The sequence below is a fragment of the Mesorhizobium sp. BR1-1-2 genome (assembly GCF_020165435.1).
In the GTDB taxonomy this organism is placed as follows: domain Bacteria; phylum Pseudomonadota; class Alphaproteobacteria; order Rhizobiales; family Rhizobiaceae; genus Mesorhizobium.
This window is the reverse complement of the sequence record NZ_JAIUID010000006.1, coordinates 1-22,124: the sequence shown is the minus strand read 5'-3', so window position 1 is coordinate 22,124 and position 22,124 is coordinate 1. Positions and strand designations below refer to the sequence as shown.

The 22,124-nt window shown below is 64.2% G+C and carries 8 protein-coding genes and 1 pseudogene; 4 read left to right on the top strand and 5 right to left on the bottom strand.

Annotation, left to right across the window (positions count from 1 at the left end; translation table 11 throughout):
- Positions 1-10: 10 nt before the first annotated feature.
- From LB551_RS15405 to LB551_RS15385, 5 genes are all read right to left on the bottom strand, one after another.
- Positions 11-1,168, bottom strand: a complete 1,158-nt coding sequence (locus LB551_RS15405; RefSeq protein ID WP_140553019.1) for an ABC transporter permease — start codon at positions 1,166-1,168, stop codon at positions 11-13.
- A gap of 12 nt (positions 1,169-1,180) precedes the next feature.
- The gene (locus LB551_RS15400; protein WP_140553017.1) at positions 1,181-2,215 is read right to left on the bottom strand and encodes an ABC transporter permease; all 1,035 of its coding nucleotides are present in this window, start codon (positions 2,213-2,215) and stop codon (positions 1,181-1,183) included.
- A gap of 150 nt (positions 2,216-2,365) precedes the next feature.
- Positions 2,366-4,024 carry an ABC transporter substrate-binding protein gene (locus LB551_RS15395; protein WP_224659733.1) on the bottom strand — a complete coding sequence of 553 codons (1,659 nt, stop codon included), beginning with the start codon at positions 4,022-4,024 and terminating at the stop codon, positions 2,366-2,368.
- 264 nt (positions 4,025-4,288) lie between these two features.
- On the bottom strand, positions 4,289-10,342 hold the full coding sequence (locus LB551_RS15390; RefSeq protein WP_224659732.1) for a translocation/assembly module TamB domain-containing protein: 6,054 nt from the start codon (positions 10,340-10,342) through the stop codon (positions 4,289-4,291).
- 2 nt (positions 10,343-10,344) lie between these two features.
- Positions 10,345-12,270 (bottom strand): autotransporter assembly complex protein TamA, encoded by a 1,926-nt coding sequence (locus LB551_RS15385; protein ID WP_224659731.1) that lies wholly within the window; start codon positions 12,268-12,270, stop codon positions 10,345-10,347.
- Between the two features lie 271 nt (positions 12,271-12,541).
- On the opposite strand from LB551_RS15385, the gene LB551_RS15380 reads away from it, so the two are divergent.
- The 4 genes and pseudogenes from LB551_RS15380 to LB551_RS15365 all read left to right on the top strand — a co-directional run.
- Positions 12,542-18,040 carry an alpha-2-macroglobulin family protein gene (locus LB551_RS15380; RefSeq protein ID WP_224659730.1) on the top strand — a complete coding sequence of 1,833 codons (5,499 nt, stop codon included), beginning with the start codon at positions 12,542-12,544 and terminating at the stop codon, positions 18,038-18,040.
- Positions 18,041-18,250: 210 nt separating this feature from the next.
- Positions 18,251-20,344, top strand: a complete 2,094-nt coding sequence (pbpC, locus tag LB551_RS15375; protein WP_224659729.1) for a penicillin-binding protein 1C — start codon at positions 18,251-18,253, stop codon at positions 20,342-20,344.
- 560 nt (positions 20,345-20,904) lie between these two features.
- The gene (locus tag LB551_RS15370; protein ID WP_224659728.1) at positions 20,905-21,930 is read left to right on the top strand and encodes a sulfate ABC transporter substrate-binding protein; all 1,026 of its coding nucleotides are present in this window, start codon (positions 20,905-20,907) and stop codon (positions 21,928-21,930) included.
- A 21-nt stretch (positions 21,931-21,951) separates the two neighbouring features.
- A pseudogene (locus LB551_RS15365) lies at positions 21,952-22,124 on the top strand (molybdate ABC transporter permease subunit); the annotation flags it as partial.

Below are 22,124 nucleotides of genomic sequence, written 5' to 3'. Positions count from 1 at the left end.
GACCCCGACATCAATCCTTCATCGATTGCTCGCGCAGGGAATCGGCGAGCAGGTTCAGCCCCAGCACGAACGACATCAGCGCGATCGTCGGCGGCAGTGCGGGATGGATGAAGGAGCGCAGCAGCCGGCTGGCATCCTTGATCGCGGTGCCCCAGTCGGGACTTTCCGGCGCCAGCCCCAAGCCGAAATAGCCCAGCGTGCCGAGCAGGATGGTGGTGTAGCCGATGCGCAGGCAGGCATCGACGATCAGCGGTCCGCGCGCATTGGGCAGGATCTCCCACAGCATGATGTACCAGGGCGATTCACCGCGCGTCTGCGCCGCCGCCACATAGTCGCGCGTCTTGATGTCCATGGTCAGGCCACGCACGATGCGGAACACGCCCGGGCTCGAGGCGAACACCACCGCCACGAAGATGTTGAGCTGGTTGGGGTCGATGTGCACGATCTTCAGCGGATCGGCATCGAACACCAGGCCGGCATAGATCCAGCCGCCGACAACCAGCGTCAGGCCGAGCAGGATGTAGATCCGGTCGGGTCGGTTCTTGTACCGCGTCCAGAACAGCACGCAGAAGAAGATGATCGGGAACAGGAAGAACACGCCGGCCAGCGCGTAGGGGATCGGCGTGTCCATGATGCCCGGCGTCACCAGGAGATAGAACAGCAGGATGACCGGGAAGGCCAGCACGAGATTGGCCAGGAACGACAGCACGGTATCGATCTTGCCGCCATAATAGCCGGCCGGCAGGCCGAGCGTGATGCCGACCATGAGCGCGAAGCCGGTCGCCGCCGGCGCGATGATCAGTACGATCTGGCTGCCATAGACCATGCGTGAAAAGACGTCGCGGGCGAGCTTGTCGCCACCGAACAGATAGGCGAGGCCCGATTGCGGTTCGATGGCTCCGGGCAGCGTATCCTTCATGATGGGAATCTGGCCGAGCGGATCGAAAGGCGAGATGGTCGAGGCGAAGATCGCCGTGAACAGCCAGAACAGGCAGATGGCGACGCCGGCTATGCCGACGCCGCTGTCGAACAGTTGGCCGTAGAGAGCCAGCTTCTTCTTGTAGAGGAAGCTCGCGCCCATGACGATGAAAAGCGCGAGCCAGACCGGCCAGAAGCGCCAGAGCACTTCGAGGACGACGGTGGAGGCGCCGATATATTGGGCTTGCATGCGCCGTCTCCCCTACTGGACCCGAATGCGCGGATTGAGGAACGCGTAGCCGACATCGGAAATGAGCTGCGTGATCAGGACGATGAACACCGAGACAAGCGAGCAGCCGAGCAAAAGATCGATGTCGTTGTTGCCGGCGGCCTCGACCAGCGTGTAGCCGAAGCCCTGATAGCGGAACATCACCTCGACGATGACGACGCCGGTGAGCAGCCAGGGAAACTGCAGCATGATCACGGTAAAGGGCGCGATCAGAGCGTTGCGCAGCGCGTGCTTGACCACCACGCTTTTGAAGGAGAGCCCCTTCAGCCGGGCGGTGCGGATATATTGCTGCGTCATCACCTCGACCATCGAGGCACGCGTCATGCGCGCGATGTAGCCGATGCCGTAGATGGCGAGCGTGATCACCGGCAGCGTGAAGTTGTAGAAGGTAATGCCCTGGCTTGCCGATGCGGCGGATCCGTTCAGCCAGCCAAGCCAGGAAGCGAAGATGACGGTGAAGATGACGCCCGACACATATTCGGGCGTCGCCGTCGAGGCGATCGAGGCGACAGACAGCACCCGGTCGGTGCGCGACCCCTCGCGCATGCCGGCCAGGATGCCGATCAGCAGAGAGACCGGCACCATCACCGCCAGCACGCAGAACATCAGGATGCCCGTGGCGCCGAGCGCAGGGAACAGCTTGGCGCCAACCGTGGTCTTGAATTTGGTCGAGCAGCCGAAATCACCCTGGAGCACGCCGGAGAACTTCGGCTCGGCCGGATCGTTGCAGAAGGAGAAGCGCTGCGCCGGTTTGCCGGTTGCCGGATCGGTTACCGGCTGCTTGGGCAGCACGCCCAGCCACTGGCCGTAGCGCACGAAGAAGTTCTGCCGGTAGCCATGATTGACCAGCCAGCTTTCCAGCTGTTCGGCCGAGGTGTGCATCTCGGTCTGGCTGATCGCCAGCTTCTTCAGGTTGGGTTCCAGATTGACGAGGAAGAAGACGACCAGCGTCAGGCACAGCATCGTGAGCAGTATCGTGCCGATGCGTCTGGCGATGAATGAGAACATTGTACCCCCCTGCCGGCCGGGTTGGGGTCAGATAGGTTCAACCCTGTATCAAAAACCTTGTGACGTCATGCCGCCGCTGCATCCAATGCAACGGCGGCGATGCCGCGGGAGCGAAAGACGCTGGCGCCTCCGCTCCCGGCAGGCTGTGGGTCACGCCTGATCGAGCCAGACCTTGCCGAAGTCGTGCTCGTAGGTGGGGTGCATCGAGTGGTTCTTCACCTCCGGCTTGATGTTGATGTAGAGCTTGCGCCAGTAAGGCTGGATGATGATGCCGGAATCCTGCAGCATCTGCTCGATATCCTTCATCACCACCTTGCGCTTCTCCGCGTCGGCGATCCCGAGCGCCTCGTTGACCTTCTTGTCGAAGTCCGGATTGGCGTAGGCCGTCTCGTTCCAGGCTTCACCCGAGCGGTAGGCGATGGCGATGACCTGGATGCCAAGCGGACGCATGTTCCAGTTGGTTTCCGAGAACGGATATTTCGTCCAGTCGTTCCAGAAGGTCGAGCTCGGCAGCACGGTGCGCTTCACCTTGATGCCGGCCTCGCGCAGCTGGGCCGCGATCGCGTCCGTGGTGTTCTTGTGGTAGTCCTCGTCGTTGCTGATCAGCTCGTGTTCGAAATCGATCACGCCGGCTTCCGTCAGCATCTGCTTGGCCTTGGCGATGTCGCGCTTGATCTTGGGCAGCTCGACATATTCGGGATGGATCGGCGCGACATGGTGGTTCTCGGCTGGCGTGCCGGCATTGCCGTAGCCGAGCTGCAGCACCACCGAATTGTCCACGGCCAGGCACATCGCCTGACGCACTTTCTGGTCGCCATAAGGCTTGGCGTTGACGTTGAAGCGCGACACCACGGTGGCGGCGGTCACGACCTCGGAAGGTGGCGCGCCGACGTCTGCGATGATCTTGACGTAGTCGGCGGTCGTCTCATGGTTGGTCTGGACTTCGCCCGATTCGAAAGCCGAGACCGTTGCGGCCGGATCGGTGCCGTAATCGATGAACTCGACGCCATCGAGGAAGGCTTCGCCCTGCCACCACTTGCCGGTCTCGCGGCGCTTGTAGACGACCTTCTGGCCGACGTCATAGGAGACGAGCTCGAACGGACCCGTACCGATCGGGCAGTTCTTGAAGTTGGCGCCCTTCTCGTCGAAGCTCTTGTGCACCACCAATGCCGGATAGTCGGTCAGGTTGGGGATGATGGCGATATCGGGTTTGGTGAGCTTCAGCTTGACGGTCATGTCGTCGACCTTGATGACCGACCCCTCGCGCAATTTCTTTGTGCTGTCGTCGACGAGGCTGCCGAGGCGGCCCGGCATGGAATTGCCTTCCGCGGCCTTGTCGGCCCAGCGGGTGAAATTGTAGATCACGTCGTCGGCGGTGAACTTGTCGCCATTGTTCCACTCGACGCCCGGCCGCACATGCAGCGTGTACTCGGTGGCATCGTCATTGATGTCCCAGCTTTCCAGGAGATAGGGCGCGAATGTGTACTGGTGGGTGTATTTCACCAGCGGCTCGAGCGCCTGCCGCTCGGCGTTGGAGATTTCCGACCAGTCGGCCGTGCGCGGATCCTTGGGATCCTTGACCGACATTGCCACCTTGAGCACGCCGCCTTTCTTTCCCTGCACCTCCTCGGCCTTGGCCGGCGTCGGGGCGGCGAGCCCCAGCAGGCCATAGGCCATGGCCGTCGAAGCGCCGAAGACGCTGGCAAGCGCGAGGAATTCGCGGCGATCGACCTTACCCGACTTGGCTTCTTCGGCCATGGCCAGGATGTGCTCCGGAACGCTGTCGCCATTACTCTTGTAGATTGTCATGACTAACTCCCATTGTTGGCTTTCCGCCGATTAACATTCCGCATCCAGGCCATGATGTCAAAGACGGCATGGATTGGGAACATATCGACGAATGTGCAACTTTGGAGGGGGAGCGGTTCGCGTGATAGCGACAGTCTTGGCGCAAAATTGCTAGTGCGCGACGGATTTCCCCTAAATCTCTTCAGGGGAATTAAACTGAGACATTGGCGCGGTTTGCGACAGTGCCAGCCCTCGCCGGGATGAGGGCCAGCCCATGTCCCTGCTTCAATATTCCTTCTCGTAGAAGATGCCGCCCTTGGCTTCGCCGGCGTCCGTTGCCTCGCCGCGCAGTTTGACGCCGCGCCCGACATTGAGGTCGATCATGGCCTTGCCCGAGCCCGGCTTGTCGCCCTTCTGGATGGTTACATAGGTGCGGTCGTTGAGGTACTTGCCGGCAGAAACCGCCGTGCCGCCCTTCTCGTCGGTGGTGACATCGAGATCGTCGACGCCGATCGCGCTGCGCAGGTTTTCGAGCAGCGACGTCGAGCCGCCGACGCCGGCCAACTGTCCGGCGGCTTCGGCCAGTTGCGCGATCTGCAGCGGCGACAGGTTCGACATGGAGCGCCCGAAGATCAGCTGCGCCAGCACTTCGTCCTCGGGCAGCGCCGGCACCGAGGTGAAGGTGAATTTCGGATTGGTCGCTTCGCCCGACACCACGATGGTGACGGTGGCGCTGCTCGTCGTCGTTGTCGCCGTCAGGTTGAGATAAGGCACCAGCGAGCCGGAAAAGCCGACCGTGCCCTCGGTAAAGGTCAGCCGCTTGCCGAGGATCGACAGCCGCCCGCGCTGCAGCGTGAAAGTGCCGACCGCTTGCGGCGAGGAGGCCGGACCGGTCAGCCTGAGCGAGCCGCCGAGTTCGGCGTCCACGCCCCTGCCCTGGATGAAGATCTGGTTCGGCGCGTTGATGGTGACGTCGAGCGCCAGCCCACTGCCGCCGCTCTTGCCGCTGGTCGTGGCCGGGCGCAATGCCTTGTCCTGCGCCCTCACCGCGCCGGGCGCGTTCTTGTGCTTGACGTCGAGAGCCGAGAGCGACCCCGGCAATTTGTCCGGAACGGTGATGACGGTCTTGGCGAGGTTGATGGTGCCGGCAATCACCGGCGCCGACGTCAGCGGTCCTTTGATCGTCAGGTCGCCGCCAAGATTGGCGGTGACCACCCGCCCATCGGTGTAGCGGCCGTCGGTGAGTTTGATCGACAGGTCGGCCGGGAACCCCCGCGCCGGATCGATGCCGACCGTGCCGCTGGCCGACAGGCTGCCGCGCGTCGACAGCGTCCCGGTCAGCCGGTTGATCCTGGCGACACCATTGCCGATCGAGATTTCGGCTGCGATGTCGTTGACGGCAAGCCCGGAACGCGCGTCGAGCAGGCGGGCGCCCGACGTGCTGATGCTGCCGCCGATGACGGGCGATGTCGCGGGGCCGCGCACCTGCACATTGACATTGGCGGTCCCAGTCAGCGACAGGCCTTGCGCAGCGAGCTTCTGACTGAGGATGCCGAACGGCACGGCGCCATTGAAGTCGAGCGCGAGCGCCGGCGTGCCCGATGTCGTCACCGTGCCGCCCCCCTTGAGACCAAGACCGGCTCCATCGCTGACATTGGCGTTGAAGGTCAGCTTGTTGCCGGCAAAGGTGCCCGAGGAAGAAACACTCACTGCGCCGACACCCGCGCCGCGGGTCTGCGAAGTCTGCACACCGGTCGCGTCGAGGTTGAACGCCGCACTGGGGCTGGCTGGCGCCCCGGTGACCTTCACCGTGCCCGAAAGCGAACCGGCGGCATCGAGGCCCGGCGAGAAACTGTTGGCAAGCGAGATCGGCACCCGCGCCAGCGCCGCGTTGATGTCTAGCGCCTGCCCGATCTTGCCGGTCACCGTCGCCGTGCCGCCACCCAGGTTGAGCACCAGCTTGTCCAGCGTCGTCGTGCCATTGGCAATGGTGACGGTCGAAGCCTGCGCGATGGCGGCCTTTATGCCCTGGACGGTCGCCTCGCCGGAAGCAAGCTCTATGGTCGTCGTGCCGTTGGCGGCTTTCACGCGGCCCGCGGCCTTTGCCGGAATTCCTTTCACCGTCGCGCCGCCGGAAAAGCCGGTCCAGTCGCCGTCACGCTTCAGGTCGACGTCGATGCCGCGGATCACCGTGCCGCCCGATGTGACGGTGTCGGCATGGATTTTCCCGGAGATGACTGGCGCGGCGAGGTAATTGGCGATCAATGCGTCGATGGACACGGCCTTCGCCTGAAGGTCGCCGCGCGTAACCGAGGCGGTCCTCGCCTTGATGGCGACTTGCGGCGCGGCGCCGTTCTTCGAGAACGCAATCGTGCCGCGCACGTCGCCTTCCGCTTTTTCCAGCGCCAGTGCGGCAAGCGGCCCGATATCGGGCAGGTCGAGCGAGACGGTGCCTTCGGGCACGAACTTGTCGTCCAGCGCCAGATCGCCGGAAATCCTGTTTTGGCCCAGCGACAAAAGCAGGCCATTGATGGCGCTCTTGCCGTCCGCAGTCGCCAGCACCGCACTGCCTTGCAGGGGTTGGCCCGCGACATTGCCTGTCAGCTGCACATTGGCCGCCGGCTTGGCCGCGTCGGCCTTGCCGCTGGCGGTAAGTCTGAGCCCGGTGATTTCGCGCGACGCCACAGAAAGCTTGTCGCTGTCGACGGTCAGCGACAGATCCGGCGCGGTCGCCGGCCCCTGCGCATTCAGCGCAAAGGCGATAGCGCCTTTGGCATCCTTCGATAGCAGCGAAACGTCGCCCAGCGCTCCCTTGATGTCGGCGGCCACCTTGTTGTCCGCAAGGCTCGCCTGCCCCTGTGCGGTCAGCGCGCCGGAGGCCAGTGTCAATCCGCCTATGGCGATATTGCCGTTAGGCTCGCGCTTCAGCGTGGCGCTCAGTTGCGCCCGTTCGCCGAGCATGCCGCGCACAGCGGCGGGCAGGGCCGACGATGGTGCATCCGCCCTCAGCTTGAGGTCGATGGCGCCGTCTCGCAGCGACACCAGGCCGGCAACCTGGCTGTTCAGCGCATCGCTTCGGAGCGAGCCGCTGTCGATGGCGACAGCGTCGGCTGACAGGCGCCCGCTGAGCGCGGCCGTGACCTTGCCGGCGATCAGCGGCGCGATGGTGGGATTGTCGAGCCCTACCCTATCCACCGAAACCGTGCCCGAAACCGGCCCGGTGCGGTTCTTCAGATCGAACGCATCCGAGTGCAATGCCAGGCTCAGCCCGTCCACCTTCGCCGGTCTCGTGGCGATCGAGGGCAGGATCGCGGACATATCCAATCGGGCCCGCGTGCTCTCGCCCGCCACCTTTGCCGACAGCGACCGGACCTCGATCTTGACAGGACTCTCGGCGCTTCCGACCGTGAGCGGCAGACTTGGACCGGACGAGACGAGGTCGAGGGCGAAATCGCTGGCGCCGTTCGGATTGATCGTGCCGGCGGCTTGACCGGAAACCTTGTCACCGGAGAGCGTCGCGTGGTCGAGGACGACGCCGCCGGCCATGGTGTAGCTGCCGGCCGCGTCGACTGCGAGCTGCCCGAGCCCGGCCTGGCGCGTCTGGCTGGTTTCGGCGCCAGCCAGTTGCACGTTGAACCGGACGTCCGGAGCGGACGGCGAGCCTGTTATCTCGGCACTGCCATCAAGCGTTCCAGCGGCATCGAGGCCGGGCGAAAAGGCGTCGGCAAGGGCAGCCGGCAAGGCGGAGACCTTTGCCGCGAGATCGAGCGTCTGGCCGGCGGTGCCGGACAGCGCCACCAAGCCGCCGCCGACATCGAGCGCCAATTTTTCGATGCTGGTGGTGCCGTCGGCGATGCTGAGCGTCGACGGCTCGGCAATCGCCGCCTTGATGCCGCGAACCGTCGCCTCGCCCGAGGCGATCTCGACGCTGGTGACGCCATCGGCGATCTTCACCCGCCCCGACGCCTTCGCTGGAATACCCGATACGGTGGCGGCACCGGCAAAATTCGTCCAGTCTCCGTCGCGCTTCAGATCGACGACGATGCCGCCGACTTGGGTGGTCCCCGACGTCACAGCATCGGCCTTGATCGAGCCTGAAATCGCCGGCGCCTTGAGATAGTTGGCAATCAACGCATTGACGGCGATCGTGCTCGCCGTCACCTCGCCGCGGGCGATCGACGTGCTCGTGGCGTCGATGGCGACCGAGGGCGCGTCGCCACTCTTGGCAAAGCGAATGGTGCCGTTGATGTCGCCGGTCACCGCCTGGCCGGCCAGCGCCGCAAGCTGATCGATGGCAGGCGCAGCAAGAATGAGCGTGCCCAGCGGCATGAACTTGTCATCCAGCGCCAGATCGCCCGACACCTTGTTGTCGCCCAGAGAGACCGAAAAGCCGTTGATCGAGCGCTTGCCTTCGCTCGTCACCAGCGCCGCCTTGATGTCGAGCGGCTGGTCGTTGACGGCGCCGGTCAGCGAGACATTGGCGGAAGGGTTAGTAATGTCGGCCTTGCCGCTCGCGGTCAGCTTGATCGCCTTCACCGTGCGGCCCGAGGCCGTAAGGCTATCGCTGTCGGCGGAGACGGTGAAATCCGGCGCGGTCATGGCGCCGCTTGCCGACAGGGCGAAATCGACACCGCCCTCGACCGGGACGCCGACCGTCGGCGACAGCACCGAAACGTCACCCAGCCTGCCTTTGATATCGGCCAGTATGTCGGTGCCTTGCATGCTGGCGGTACCGCTGGCGCTAAGCGAACCGGACGTGAGTTCGATCGAGTTGGCGGCGAACGAGCCCTGCGGATCGCGCGATGCTGTGGCCGAGAACTTCACCCGCCCGCCGAGCACCGAGGCGATCTGCTGCGGGAAGGCGGTCGCCACGGCATCGGCATTCATCTTGAGCTGCATCGACAGGTCGGCGAGCGCCACGGTCGCCGTCAGCGAGGCATTGAGCGCATCGGACCGGAGCGTGCCCTGATCGATGACAATGGCGTCCTTGCTGAGGGAACCGGCCAGACCGACATCGACCTTGCCGGTGACCAGCGGCGCCAGCGTCGCGACGTCGGTTTTCAGGCCGCCGGCCCCAAGCTTGACGGTAACCGGACCAGTGCGGTTCTGGATGTCGAAACCGTCGGAGTGTATCTGCGCCGCCAGGTCGTCCAGCCGCGTGCCGCCGGCGACGATCGAAACGAAGGAGGCGCCGATGTCGACGATCGGCGCCTTGCCGTCGCCGAACGCCCGGGCGGTGGCATTCTTGATCGCCAGCGTGATCGGCTGCGCCTTGCTGCCGACGCTAACCACCACGGGTGGTCCCTTAGCGGCGAGTTCGACCGAAAGGTCGCTGGCTCCGGCGGGATCGACGATACCGGTCGCGGTGCCGTGCATGGCATCGCTATCGATGTTGGCCCGGTCGACGCTGATCCCGCCCGCTGGCGTGGCGGTGCCCGCCATATCGAAGCTGGTCTTTCCGGCAAACAATGGTTTCAGGTTCTCCGGCAGGAAGCGGGCGAAATCGCCGTCGCCCTTGGCTTCGAGATAGTTACCTTTGTCGGTGAGCTGATGGCGGCCGGTGAGCTGTGTGACGATCCGGTGATCGACAAGAAAGGTGCCGACGCCACTCCAGTTGGCCAGCGGCCCGGTGCCCGAGACGACGATGTCGACCGGCGGCGTGTCCGGCAGGTTGAGCAGATTGGCGATGATGCCGCCGGCCGGTTCCGACGCCTTGAGGTTGAGGTCGAGCTTGTTGTCCGCTGGCGCGAAATGGATCTGCGCGTCGACGTTGCCCTGTTTTCCGTCATGGCGGGTAATGTTGAGCACCGTCTCGATCGACAGCGGTGCGGCGTCGGCCTTCACCGAGGCCTTGGCGGCGAGTTCGGCGATGCCGCTGCCGGCCAGTTGCTGGCCGAGCGCGACCTCCGGCAAGTCGATCTGCTTGATATCAATGGAAACCGGCAGCGTCGTCGCGCCGCCTTGCGCCGGCTGCTGCGTGCCGGCCACCGGCAGACGCGCAAGTTCGATGCGCTCCGCTGCGATGCGGTCGGCGCTGAAGTTTTTGGACAACAGTGCCAGCGGCGACCAGTCGATGGCCACCTTGCGTGCCACCAGCCAGGCGCCCTCGCGGTCCTCCAGCACGACATGGTCGACACTGAGCGCGCCCGACCAGATACCGTCGATGCCACTGACGGTGACCTTACGCTCGTCGCTCGAGGCCAAGCGCGAAATGATGCCGGCGAGATTGTCGCGTCCACGCTCGGTCTTGGTCAGCACGAAAAGCGCGCCGATGGCGCCTGCTACCACGATCAGCAGCGTGTAGAGAAAAATACGAAGGATGCGCCAGACCGTCTTCATGTTCAAAACGCTTGGCCAATGCCGGCATAGATGCCGAAATGAGGGTCGCCTGGGTCGCGGTTGAGCGGCACGGCGGCGTCGATACGCAGCGGCCCGAATGGCGTCACATAGCGCAAGCCGACGCCGGCGCCCACCTTGACGTCGGAAAAATCGGGGAACGACCTGGTCGATACCGTGCCGGCGTCGACGAACGGCACGATACCGATCGTGTCGGTGATGGCGATGCGCATCTCGACCGAGGTCTCGAAGAAGGAAAGACCGCCGATCGGCTGGCCGGTGAAATCCTTCGGGCCGATGCCCTGATAAGCATAGCCGCGCACCGAGCCGCCGCCGCCGGAATAGAAACGCCGGTCGGCAGGCACGTTCTGCAGGCTGGTACCGACGATCGAGCCGAGGGCGACACGTTCGGCCAGTACGTATTTCGAAGCGGTATCCAGCGACTGATAGGCCGATCCCTCGCCCTTCAGCTTGAGGAAGGCGGCACCGCTCAATATGTCGTAGCTCGGCTCGGCATAGGCCAACAACCTGAAGCCCTTGGTCGGGTTCAGCCTGACATCCCTGTCGTCGTAGACATATTGCAGCGGGATGCTGGCGATCAGGTATTTATGTTTGCCAAAGGAATCGTGGATGCGTGAATAGTCGAGCGCCACCTCGGCCGATACGGTCTGCTTCTTGGTCAGTTCATAGGACAGGCCGGTGTTGCCCTTGACCGAGAAATGGTCATAGGCGTCGGGATGTTCGAGCACGGTCTTGACGCCGGCAAAGAATTTAGATGCCGGGCCGATCACGCCGGGTTTCTCGAACATGATGCCGGCATTGTAGTTCAATTCGGACAGGTCATTGCTGCCGATACCGCTGATGGCGCCGTCGATGCGCAGCTTCTCGGCCCGGCCGAACAGGTTGCGATGGCCCCAATATCCCTCCAGCCCCAGCCCTTCCGTATTCGAGAAGGTGCCGCCCAGCCCGAAAAAACGCGGCTTGCGCTCGCTGACCTGGACGCCGTTCGGAATGTTGCCCTCGGCATCGAGCTTGTCGGCCTCCTTGAAAGTCACGCTGTTGAAGACCTCGAGCGCCAGCAGCCTGTCGCGCGCATCGTCGATCTCCTGCGGCGAGTACTGCCGGCCCCGTTTCAGCCCGGTCATGTATTCGGTGAAGTCGCGGTCGACCTTCTCGGTGCCTTCCACCGTGGTCGCGCCATAGCCGGCGACTGGCCCGGCAGCGACCGTCAGCGTCACGTCGAGGGTCGAGGTGGCATGGTCGGCGACGATCTGCCTGCTGGTCACCTCGGCCAGCGGCCTGCCCTGCTCCTTCAGCGTGCGCACGATCAGCGCCTCGGCCTTGAGCACCGCGCCAGACCCGGCGTCGCCGCCTGATATCAGGCCGAAGTCGGCGCTCATCAGTCCAGCGGCGTCACCCTCCAGCCGGATATCGCCGAGAGTGAATTTGGGACCCGCGGCGATGTTGACGACCACGGGAATGGGCTGCGGACCCTTGAATTCGGCGTCCGGCGGCAATTCGTCCAGCGGCTTGCCTTCGATGGTGATGGTGACGACGCCTTCGTAGCGGGCATCGGCGTAGAGCGCCGCCACAAGCTGTTCTCGATCGCTGCGCGCCTTGGCCATCAGACCGAGCGAACCGGAGACGGGATGGTCTTCGTCGCTCTTCAGCGCCGAGGCGTTTTCGAGCTTTTTTAACAGGTCCTTGTCGGCGTCGGGCGCGGAGATGGTCACGGCATAGCGCATCGGATCGACGATGTCGGCATCCTCATCGCTCGATGAGCCCCACAGCTTGATGCCGAAGATTTCGAAGGCGGCCGCCGGTCCCACCCCGGCGATCAGCGAGCAGCAGATCACGGCCAGAAGCAGCGCGCGCGAAAGCACGCGCCCTTGCGCGGTACCCCCTGACATCTGCCTTTCATACGCCGGCATTACAACAACCTACTTTACAAAACTAAAATTGGAATGAAGTTCTGAAGCGCTCGTAAAGGGGCCACAATCCAATTGTCTGAAATAGGACGGGCTTGGAATTCACACCTTTTGCGTTGCCGCAAGAATGCGTGATCCCCTGTCCTATGGAGGTACTACCGGCTGTTTGCCGGAAAGGAAACCGTTGGCAGGCGGAACCCTGCCGCGTCCTCATGTTGACAAGCCTGACTGAAGCTTGAACATGCCCGGACGTCTGCACTGTCTGGAGGGTGTTATGGCAATGCGCGCGGCTCGTGGTCTGTCTTTCCTGATCCTTCTCTTCTTCGCCTGGGCCAATGTCTTAGCCTCGGGTGTCGTCGCGCAAGCGGCTGAAGCACGGCGAGTCGCAACGACCGACAATTCCGACTATTTCGGTTTCGATCTCCGGTCGGACCAGAATGTTACGCTCGATCAATGCAAGACCACTTGCCTGGGCGATCCTGCCTGCCGCGCCTTCACCTACAACACCAAGGCCAAATGGTGCTTCCTCAAATCCGATTATAACCAGTTGAAGCCCTTCAATGGCGCGGTCGCGGGCAAGGTCGTCAATATCGACGGCGCCCCCGACATCGGCGCGCCGCCGGAACTCGCCTTCTTCCCCAACTGGATGGCCGACCAGGCCCAGCAATACCGCAACAGGCTGCTTGGCCCGGCCTATGACAGGCCGACCGAGGGCATGGCGGCGCTGACCACGGCGGCCGAGCAGGCGGTGCTCACCGGCGATCATCGCACCGCCATGCAGAAATACGAGGCCGCGGTCTCGGTCATGCCCGACGATGGCCAGCTCTGGCTCAACCTGGCGCGCGAAACGCTTGCCGTGCAGCCGGCGGCCAACACGTCCGAGGCCTCCACCTTGCCGGCAAACGGCACGTCGGCCGCCTTCAATGCCTACAAGCTGTTGCGTACAGCCAGGACGCGCGCGGAGGCGCTGGCGCTCATCGGCTCCGGCCTCGACAAGCGCGACCTCTATCGCCCCGCGCTTCAGGCTTTTGAGGCCAGTCTTGCCCTGGTGCCCTCGCCGGCGGTCCAGGCCGACTATTCCGATCTCAAGGCTCGCAAGGGTTTCCGCGTCATCGACCACACCGTCGATGCCGACACCAGCGCGCCGCGCATCTGCGCCCAATTCTCCGAGGAACTGGTCAAGACCGGCGTCGATTACGCACAATTCGTCACCGTCGACAACCAGCCGCCCAAAGGCGTTGAAGCCAAGGACAAGCAGATTTGCGTCGAAGGGTTGGAACACGGCCAGCATTATGACGTGACCTTCCGTGCCGGCCTGCCGGCCGCCATCGGCGAAGTGACCGCCGCGCCCGTCGTGCTGTCGATCTATGTGCAGGACCGTGCGCCTTCGGCCCGCTTCACCGGCGACAGCTTCGTGCTGCCGGCCGGCGCGCGCCGCGGCATCCCCGTCGTTACCGTCAACATGAACGCCGCCGAGATGAAGCTCTACCGCATCGGCGACCGCTCCCTGGCCCAGCTTCTGTCCGGCTATCAGTTCCTACATCAGCTCGACAGCTACGACATCTCAAACATTTCCGAGCAGATGGGCGAGCCGGTCTGGGAAGGCCAGCTCGACATCGCCAACGACCTGAACAAAGAGATCACCACCTCCTTCCCGGTCGACGAGGCGCTGCCGCGGCGCAAGCCCGGCGTCTATGTGCTGACTGCCCAGGCCGTCAGCGACAAGAGCGACGACTACAACGCGATGGCCACGCAATGGTTCGTCGTTTCCGACATCGGCCTATCGACCTATACCGGCCAGGACGGGCTCAATGTCTTTGCCCGTTCGCTGGGCAGCGCCAAGCCGATAGCGGGCGCCGAACTGACGCTGGTTGCCCGCAACAACGAGATTCTCGGCACCGCGACCTCGGATGCCGAGGGCCACGCCGTGTTCAATCCCGGCCTGACGCGCGGCGACGGCGGCATGGTGCCCGCCGTGCTGATGGCCAGGCAGGGCGACGATGATTTCGTCTTCCTCGACATGGCCCGCGCCGGCTTCGACCTGTCCGACCGCGGCGTCACCGGACGCGCAGCGCCGGGCGCGCTCGATGTCTATGCCTGGACCGAGCGCGGCATCTACCGCGCCGGCGAGGAAGTGCATGTCGCGGCTCTTGCCCGTGACAGCGCCGCCAAGGCGGTTGAGAACCTGCCGCTGACCTTCATCTTCTCGCGCCCCGACGGCGTCGAGGATCGCCGCATCGTCAGCGACGGTGCGTCGGCCGGCGGGCACGCCGTCGATCTGCCGCTCCAGCCGAACGCCATGCGCGGCACCTGGTCGGTATCGATCTACACCGATCCCAAACAGCCGGCGGTCGCCAGCCAGATGTTCCTGGTCGAGGATTTCGTGCCGGACCGCATCGAATTCGACATGAAAGCCGACAAGCAGGAGATCGCGCTGGGCCAAACCGCCAACATCACCGTGGACGGCCGCTTTCTCTATGGCGCACCGGCTGCCGGCCTCGCGCTCGAAGGCGAACTGACCCTGTCGACCGCACGTAACTGGGACCGCTTCAACGGCTATTCCTTCGGCCTTGCCGACGAGCAGTCGTCGGAACCGACCGTCACCCCGTTCACCGATCTTCCGGTGGTCGGCGAGGATGGCAAGGCGACCTTCCCGGTCTCCGTCGAGCAACTGCCGTCGACCACGAAACTCATCGACGCCAAGGTTACGGTTCGCATGCGTGAGACCGGCGGCCGCGCCATCGAGCGCTCGCTCAATATCGGCATCCGCCCGCAAGGCCACATGATCGGCATCCGGCCGGACTTCGCCGATGATGAAGTGCCGCAAGGCGGCACGGCGAAGTTCAGCCTGATCGCCGTCGACCCCGATGGCAAGCGCGAGGCGCTGAAAGGCGCGCAATGGTCGCTGGTCAAGATTGAGCGCAATTACCAGTGGTACCGCTCCAACAACTCATGGAATTACGAACCGGTCACCTTCACCAAATCGATCGCCAATGGCCAGGTCGACCTTAGCGCCGACGGCGAGGCGACAGTGTCGATCCCGGTCGACTGGGGCCGCTACCGGCTCGAGGTCGAGACGGCGGATCCGGAAGGACCCGCGACCAGCTATGAGTTCGATGGCGGCTGGTATGTCTCCTCCACCACCACCGAAACGCCTGATGGTCTGGAGATCGCCCTCGACAAGGACAATTATGCCGCCGGCGAAGTGGCCAGGCTCAAAGTCTCGCCGCACTTTGCCGGCGAACTTCTGGTCAACATCGGTTCCGACAAGCTGTTGAAGACCGTCACCGCGTCGGTGCCGGCTGGCGGCAGCACGGTCGACATCCCGGTCGGCGACGACTGGGGCGCCGGCGCCTATGTCACGGCAACCCTGTTCCGGCCTGGCGACGCGCAGGAAAGCCGCATGCCGGCCCGCGCCATCGGCGTGAAATGGCTGAAGGTCGACCCGGGATCGAAGAAGCTCGCCGTCACACTCACCCCGCCGGACAAGACCATGCCGCGCCAGCAGCTGTCGATCCCGGTCGCTGTCGCCGGCGTGGAGCCGGGCAGCAATGCCTATGTCACTGTCGCCGCCGTCGATGTCGGCATCCTCAACCTGACCAACTACAAGGCGCCGGACCCGGACAACTGGTTCTTCGGCCAGCGCATGCTGGGCATGGAAATCCGTGATCTCTATGGCCGCCTGATCGACGGTTCGCTCGGCACCATGGGCAAGCTCAGGACCGGCGGCGACGGCGCCAACATGCAGGCGCAGGGCAGCCCGCCGACCGAAAAGCTGGTCGCCTTCTTCTCCGGCCTGGTGCAGCTCGATGCCGACGGCAAGGCACGCGTCGACTTCGATATTCCGCAGTTCAACGGCACGGTTCGCGTCATGGCCGTCGCCTGGACCAAGGAAGCGGTCGGTCACGCCCAGTCGGACGTGATCGTGCGCGATCCCGTGGTGATCACCGCCGGCCTGCCGCGCTTCCTGGCGCCCGGCGACGCCGCCGTCATGCGGCTCGACATCGCAGACACCGACGGCCCGGCCGGCGACTATGCGCTGTCGATCGACACGACGGGTGGTCTCTCGACGGGCGACAAGCCCCTGCCCCAGAAACTGACGCTGGCGCAGGGCAAGCGCCAGACCCTGACCGTGCCGCTGATCGCCCAGACGGCAGGCAATGCCTCGCTCACCATCAAGCTGGCGCACGCCGATGGCACCAAGGTCGAGCAGACGCTCTACGTGCCGGTCCGTCCGGCACAACTGCCGGTCACCACCCGCATGGTGGTCGACCTCAAGGGCGATGGCGGCGCGCTGCGCGTCGACAAGGAGCTTTTGGCGGCAAGCCTGCTCGACGGCGCTTCGGTCAGTGTCGGCGTTTCGCAGGCGGCGGCCTTCGATGTGCCTTCGCTTCTGATGACGCTCGACCGCTACCCCTATGGCTGCGCCGAGCAAACCACCAGCCGGGCGATGCCTCTGCTCTATGTCAACGAAATGGCCTCGGGCATCGGTATGGAGAGCGATCCCGAGCTGCATGGCCGCATCCAGGACGCGATCTACAAGGTGCTGAGCTACCAGGCTTCGGCCGGCAGCTTCGGCCTGTGGGGCCCGGGCTCCGGCGATCTATGGCTCGACGCCTATGTCACCGACTTCCTGACCAGGGCGCGCGAGCAGAAATACGATGTGCCGGCGCTCGCCATGAACCAGGCGCTGGGCAATCTGCAGAACTCGCTCGGTTACGACCAGAGCGTACAGGACCGCGGCAGCGAGATCGCCTACGCGCTCTACGTGCTCGCCCGCAACAAGAAGGCCTCGATCGGCGATCTGCGCTATTACGCGGACACCCAGATCGAGGCCTTCACCAGCCCGATGGCCGTTGCCCAGCTGGCGGCGAGCCTGGCACTGTATGGCGACACGCAACGTTCGGAAGCGACGTTCAAGACTGCGCTGCAGCTCGCCAAGTCGAGCACCGCCTATGACTATTATCGGTCCGACTACGGCTCGGCGCTGCGCGACGGGGCGGCAATGCTGGCGCTTGCGGCGGACTCGAAGCCGGTGCCTTCGATCATACCGGAGCTGGTCAAGCTGGTGACCAGGGAACGCGCCGAGGTCCGCTGGACCAGCACCCAGGATGAATCCTGGATGCTGCTGGCGGCCCGGGCGCTGAAGGAGGGCAATGACTCGATCACGCTCACCATCAATGGCGCGCCGCATTCCGGCGGCTATTCCGACAGGATCGACGGCAGCGATCTGACCGACAGCCCGCTCACCATCGCCAACACCGGCAAGACCCCGCTGCAGGCCGTCGTCACCACCGTTGCGTCGCCGGTGCAGCCCTTGCCGGCCGGGGGTGACGGCTTCATCATCGAGCGCACCTATTACAAGCTCGACGGCACCGAAGCCAATGTGACGGAGGCAACCCAGAACGAACGCTATGTCGTCGTGCTCAAGGTCAACGAACAGAACAACTGGCCTTCGCGCCTTTTGATCACCGACCTTTTGCCGGCCGGCTTCGAGATCGACAATCCCGGCCTGGTCTCCAGCGCCCAATTGTCGAACTTCTCCTGGCTGGCGCAGACCGACGCCGCGCATCTGGAATTCCGCGACGACCGTTTCGTCGCCGCCTTCAACCCCAGCGACGGCGACCACGACCACAATCTGACGCTCGCCTATGTCGTACGAGCCGTGACGCCGGGCACCTACGCCCATCCGGCCGCAACGGTGGAGGACATGTACCGGCCGCAATATTCGGCCCGCACCGCCATCGGCGTGATGGAGGTCAAGGCGCCGTAGGCGCCTTGACGGACATGAACGTGAGGTTTGCGCTGCCCCTTATTACCCTGCCGGGCATTTCTCCCCGTATAGTGACGGGGAGAAAGAGGATTGCATCGACGCTTTCGCCAATGTCCAACGTTGCGGAAAAGGTGCCGACGATCGCGACCGCCCTCTTCTCCCCGTCACTATACGGGGAGAAGGTGCCGGCAGGCGGATGAGGGCAGCGCCATGCTCTCAACAACACTGCTGCGCCGGGCAGCCATCGCTGGAACCTCCTTGGTGGCCGTTATCGCTCTTTCAGCCGCCACCCTGTGGCAGCTCGACCGCGCCTTTCCGCCTCCGCTTCCGGAAAAGCTTACCGTCTCCACCGAAGTCCAGGATCGTGACGGCCAGCTTTTGCGCGCCTTCGCCACGCCTGACGGTTATTGGCGGCTCGGGACCCGCCTCGATCAGGTCGACAAGCAGTTCGTCGACATGTTGGTCACCTATGAAGACAAGCGCTTCTGGGACCATGAGGGCGTCGATGTGCTGGCGCTTGCCCGCGCCGCCGGCCAATTCGCCGCCAGTGGCCACATCGTTTCCGGCGGCTCGACGCTATCGATGCAGCTTGCCCGCCTGATCGAGCCGCGCGAGAGCCGCAGCCTCGGCTCCAAGCTCAAGCAGATGCTGCGCGCCATCCAGATCGAGCGGCGGCTGTCCAAGCGCGAGATCCTCGAACGCTATCTGACGCTGGCGCCCTATGGCGGCAATCTCGAAGGCGTACGCGCCGCTTCGCTCGCCTATTTCGGCAAGGAGCCGAACCGGCTCACCGTCTCGGAAGCCGCGCTTCTGGTCGCCCTGCCGCAACTGCCGGAGAAGCGCCGGCCCGACCGCAATCTCGCGATCGCGCACGCCGCCCGCGACCGCGTGCTGACCCGCATGGCCTCGGCTGGCCTGCTCGGCGAACGCGAGGCCGCGCGCGCCGCGCTCGACGATGTGTCTGGCCTGCGCCATAAATTGCCGGCGCTCGCCGCGCACGCCGCCTATGCGATGCTGCCCAAGGCCGTTCCCGGCCAGCCGCTCAAGCTGACGATCCGCAAGAGCGTCCAGGAAGGACTGGAACAGGTAGCGCGCGACGCCGCCACCAAGCTTGGGCCGCGTCTCTCCGTCGCCATGGTGCTGGCCGATTCCCGCACCGGCGACATTCTGGGCGAAGTCGGCTCGGCCAATTTCTTCGACGCCAGCCGCTCCGGCTGGATCGACATGACAAAGGTCGTGCGTTCGCCCGGCTCGACGCTGAAGCCGTTCATCTACGGCCTTGCCTTCGAACAGGGACTGGTGGCGCAGGAAACACTGATCGAGGACAGCCCGGCCGATTTCGGCGGCTACCGGCCGAAGAATTTCGACATGGGCTACCAGGGCGACGTCAGCATCCGGCAGGCGCTGCAACTATCGCTCAACGTGCCGGCGATCCGTGTTCTCGACGCGGTCGGGCCCGCGCGGCTGACGGCCCGCTTCCGCCAGGCTGGGGTAAAACCGATCCTGCCGGTTAACGAGGCGCCGGGCCTGGCCATCGGCCTTGGCGGCGTTGGAATTACGCTGCGCGATCTCGTCCAGCTCTATACAGGGCTCGCCAATGGCGGCAAGACGCACACGCTGCATGATGGCACCGAGCCGGCCGATGCCGAGCGCACCACCACGACCATCCTCGATGACCAGGCGAACTGGCAGATCATCGACATCCTGTCGGGCGTCAAGCCGCCCGAGGGTGCGTTGCAGCGCGGCATCGCGTACAAGACCGGCACCTCCTACGGCTACCGAGACGCCTGGTCGGTCGGCTTCGACGGCCGCTACGTGCTGGGCGTCTGGGTCGGCCGTCCCGATGCCGGCGCGGTGCCTGGCCTGTCCGGCTATGTGTCGGCAGCCCCAATTCTGTTCGAGGGCTTTGTCCGCTCGGGTCTCGCCACCGTGCCGCTGCCGGGCAAGCCCCCCGGCGCCTTCACTCCTCGACGCAACGACCTGCCGGTGACGCTTGCCCGCTTCGGCGCCGGGTCCGACGGCCTGGTTCAGGCCTCGACCCCCACAGAGCCCGCGCCGACCATCATCTTTCCGCCCGACGGCGCCCGCGTCGATCTCGCCACCGACTCGGCCGACGCCTCGCCGCTGGTACTGAAGCTGCAAGGTGGGCGCGCGCCGTTCCGCTGGCTGGCCAACGGCAAGCCGCTGACCGGCATCGACCGCCGGCGTACCGCGACCTGGCAACCGGACGGCACCGGCTACTCGACCTTGACCGTGATCGATGCGGCGGGACGCGCGGCAAGTGTGAAGGTGTTTGTTGAATAAGATTGCGCAAGCGATTCAGGGGATTGCGCTTCTTCGCCTGAGGTACAGCGCCTCGCGCCGACCTTCACCGGTAGCGGCGACAATACTCGCGACGCTAGGTTCCTTTACCCGCAATCTCCTCCCAGCCCGCGCCGACGCCCTGCCCGCCGACTTCGTCCGCCTTGCCGGCCCCCTCGATCCGCCAGGATATCCGTTACGCCGGAACGGACAATTTTCCTGTACCGCAGGCTGCTGCTCGGCGCGATGCACTCGGCCGGAGTCAAGAACTATGCACGCGAATGGCGGCACCTCACGCTGAATCACGAGCCCTTCGCCAAGCAGCGCTTCGATTTCCCGGTCCCTGCCGGATAGCGTGCCGACCGAATGACACAGCCTTGCTTCGGCACCGCTTGTTCCTAGATAGATCGATGGGATTCGCCAAGGGGACGTTTGAGGAAAAAGTTTCTCCGCATCACAAAATCATGGCCAATATTTTCTCCAAAACGACAAAAAAGGCAACATTTAATGCATCTAAATTCTACCAATTCGGTAGATTTGACGTGGGTTCAACGGAGGCAGAAATGACCAAACCTCGTTTCAGGAGACTGCTCGGCGCACTGGTCGCCACGTCCGTCCAGTTCGGCACACTCGGTTTCGCGTTCGCCGATACCACCATTCTCAACGTGTCGTACGATCCGACACGCGAGCTCTACAAGGCCTATGACGAGGCCTTCGCCGCTCACTGGAAAGCCGAGACAGGGGAAACGGTCACCATACAGCAGTCGCACGGTGGATCGGGCGCCCAGGCCCGCGCCGTGATCGACGGCCTCGACGCCGACGTGGTGACGTTGGCGCTCGAAGGCGACATCAATGCCATCGTTTCCAAGTCGAAGAAGATCAATCCGGACTGGCGCACGAAATTCGAGAACAATTCGGCGCCCTACACCTCGACCATCATCTTCCTCGTCCGCAAGGGAAACCCCAAGGGCATCCGCGACTGGAACGACCTCGTCAAGGACGGCGTCCAGGTGATTACGCCCAACCCGAAGACATCAGGCGGCGCGCGCTGGAATTATCTTGCCGCCTGGGCTTATGCCAACGCCAATGACGGCGGCGACGAGGCCAAGACGAAGGAGTTCGTCGGCAAGCTCTATGCCAACGCCCCGGTGCTCGATACCGGTGCGCGCGGCTCGACGGTGACCTTCGCGCAAAAGGGCCTGGGCGACGTGCTGATTGCCTGGGAAAACGAGGCCTATCTGGCGCTCGACGAGTTCGGTGCCGAAAATTTCGATATCGTCTATCCCCCGACCTCGATCCTGGCCGAACCGCCGGTTGCGGTGGTCGACGCCAATGTCGATGCCAAGGGCACGCGCAAGGTCGCCGAAGCCTATCTGGGCTGGCTCTATTCCAAGGAAGCGCAGACGATCATCGCCAAGAACCACTATCGTCCGGCCAAGCCCGATCTGGTGCCGGCAGAGGACCTGGCCAAGCTACCGCCGATCAAGCTGGTCACCATCGACGACCCACAATTCGGCGGCTGGAAGAAAGCACAGCCTTACCATTTCGGTGATGGTGGTATATTCGACCAGATCTACAAGCCCCAGTAAGCAGTCGATATTCAGGACGATATGATCACAGCACCCGCTCGGGCGGGTTGGCGGTTTCGACAGCCGAGCGTCATTCCGGGTTTCGGATTGACGCTCGGCTTCTCGCTTGCCTACCTGACCCTCATCATCCTCATTCCGCTGTCGGGGCTGATCTGGCGCTCGGCGGCGCTCGGCTGGACCGATTTCTGGGCGAT

Bases quoted from the DNA above. Each gene is read 5' to 3' on its own strand.
- pbpC (WP_224659729.1), top strand. From the start codon at position 18,251: ATGCTCTCAACAACACTGCTGCGCCGGGCAGCCATCGCTGGAACCTCC.
- LB551_RS15370 (WP_224659728.1), top strand. From the start codon at position 20,905: ATGACCAAACCTCGTTTCAGGAGACTGCTCGGCGCACTGGTCGCCACG.
- LB551_RS15380 (WP_224659730.1), top strand. From the start codon at position 12,542: ATGGCAATGCGCGCGGCTCGTGGTCTGTCTTTCCTGATCCTTCTCTTC.
- LB551_RS15395 (WP_224659733.1), bottom strand. From the start codon at position 4,024: ATGACAATCTACAAGAGTAATGGCGACAGCGTTCCGGAGCACATCCTG.
- LB551_RS15400 (WP_140553017.1), bottom strand. From the start codon at position 2,215: ATGTTCTCATTCATCGCCAGACGCATCGGCACGATACTGCTCACGATG.
- LB551_RS15405 (WP_140553019.1), bottom strand. From the start codon at position 1,168: ATGCAAGCCCAATATATCGGCGCCTCCACCGTCGTCCTCGAAGTGCTC.
- LB551_RS15390 (WP_224659732.1), bottom strand. From the start codon at position 10,342: ATGAAGACGGTCTGGCGCATCCTTCGTATTTTTCTCTACACGCTGCTG.
- LB551_RS15385 (WP_224659731.1), bottom strand. From the start codon at position 12,270: ATGCCGGCGTATGAAAGGCAGATGTCAGGGGGTACCGCGCAAGGGCGC.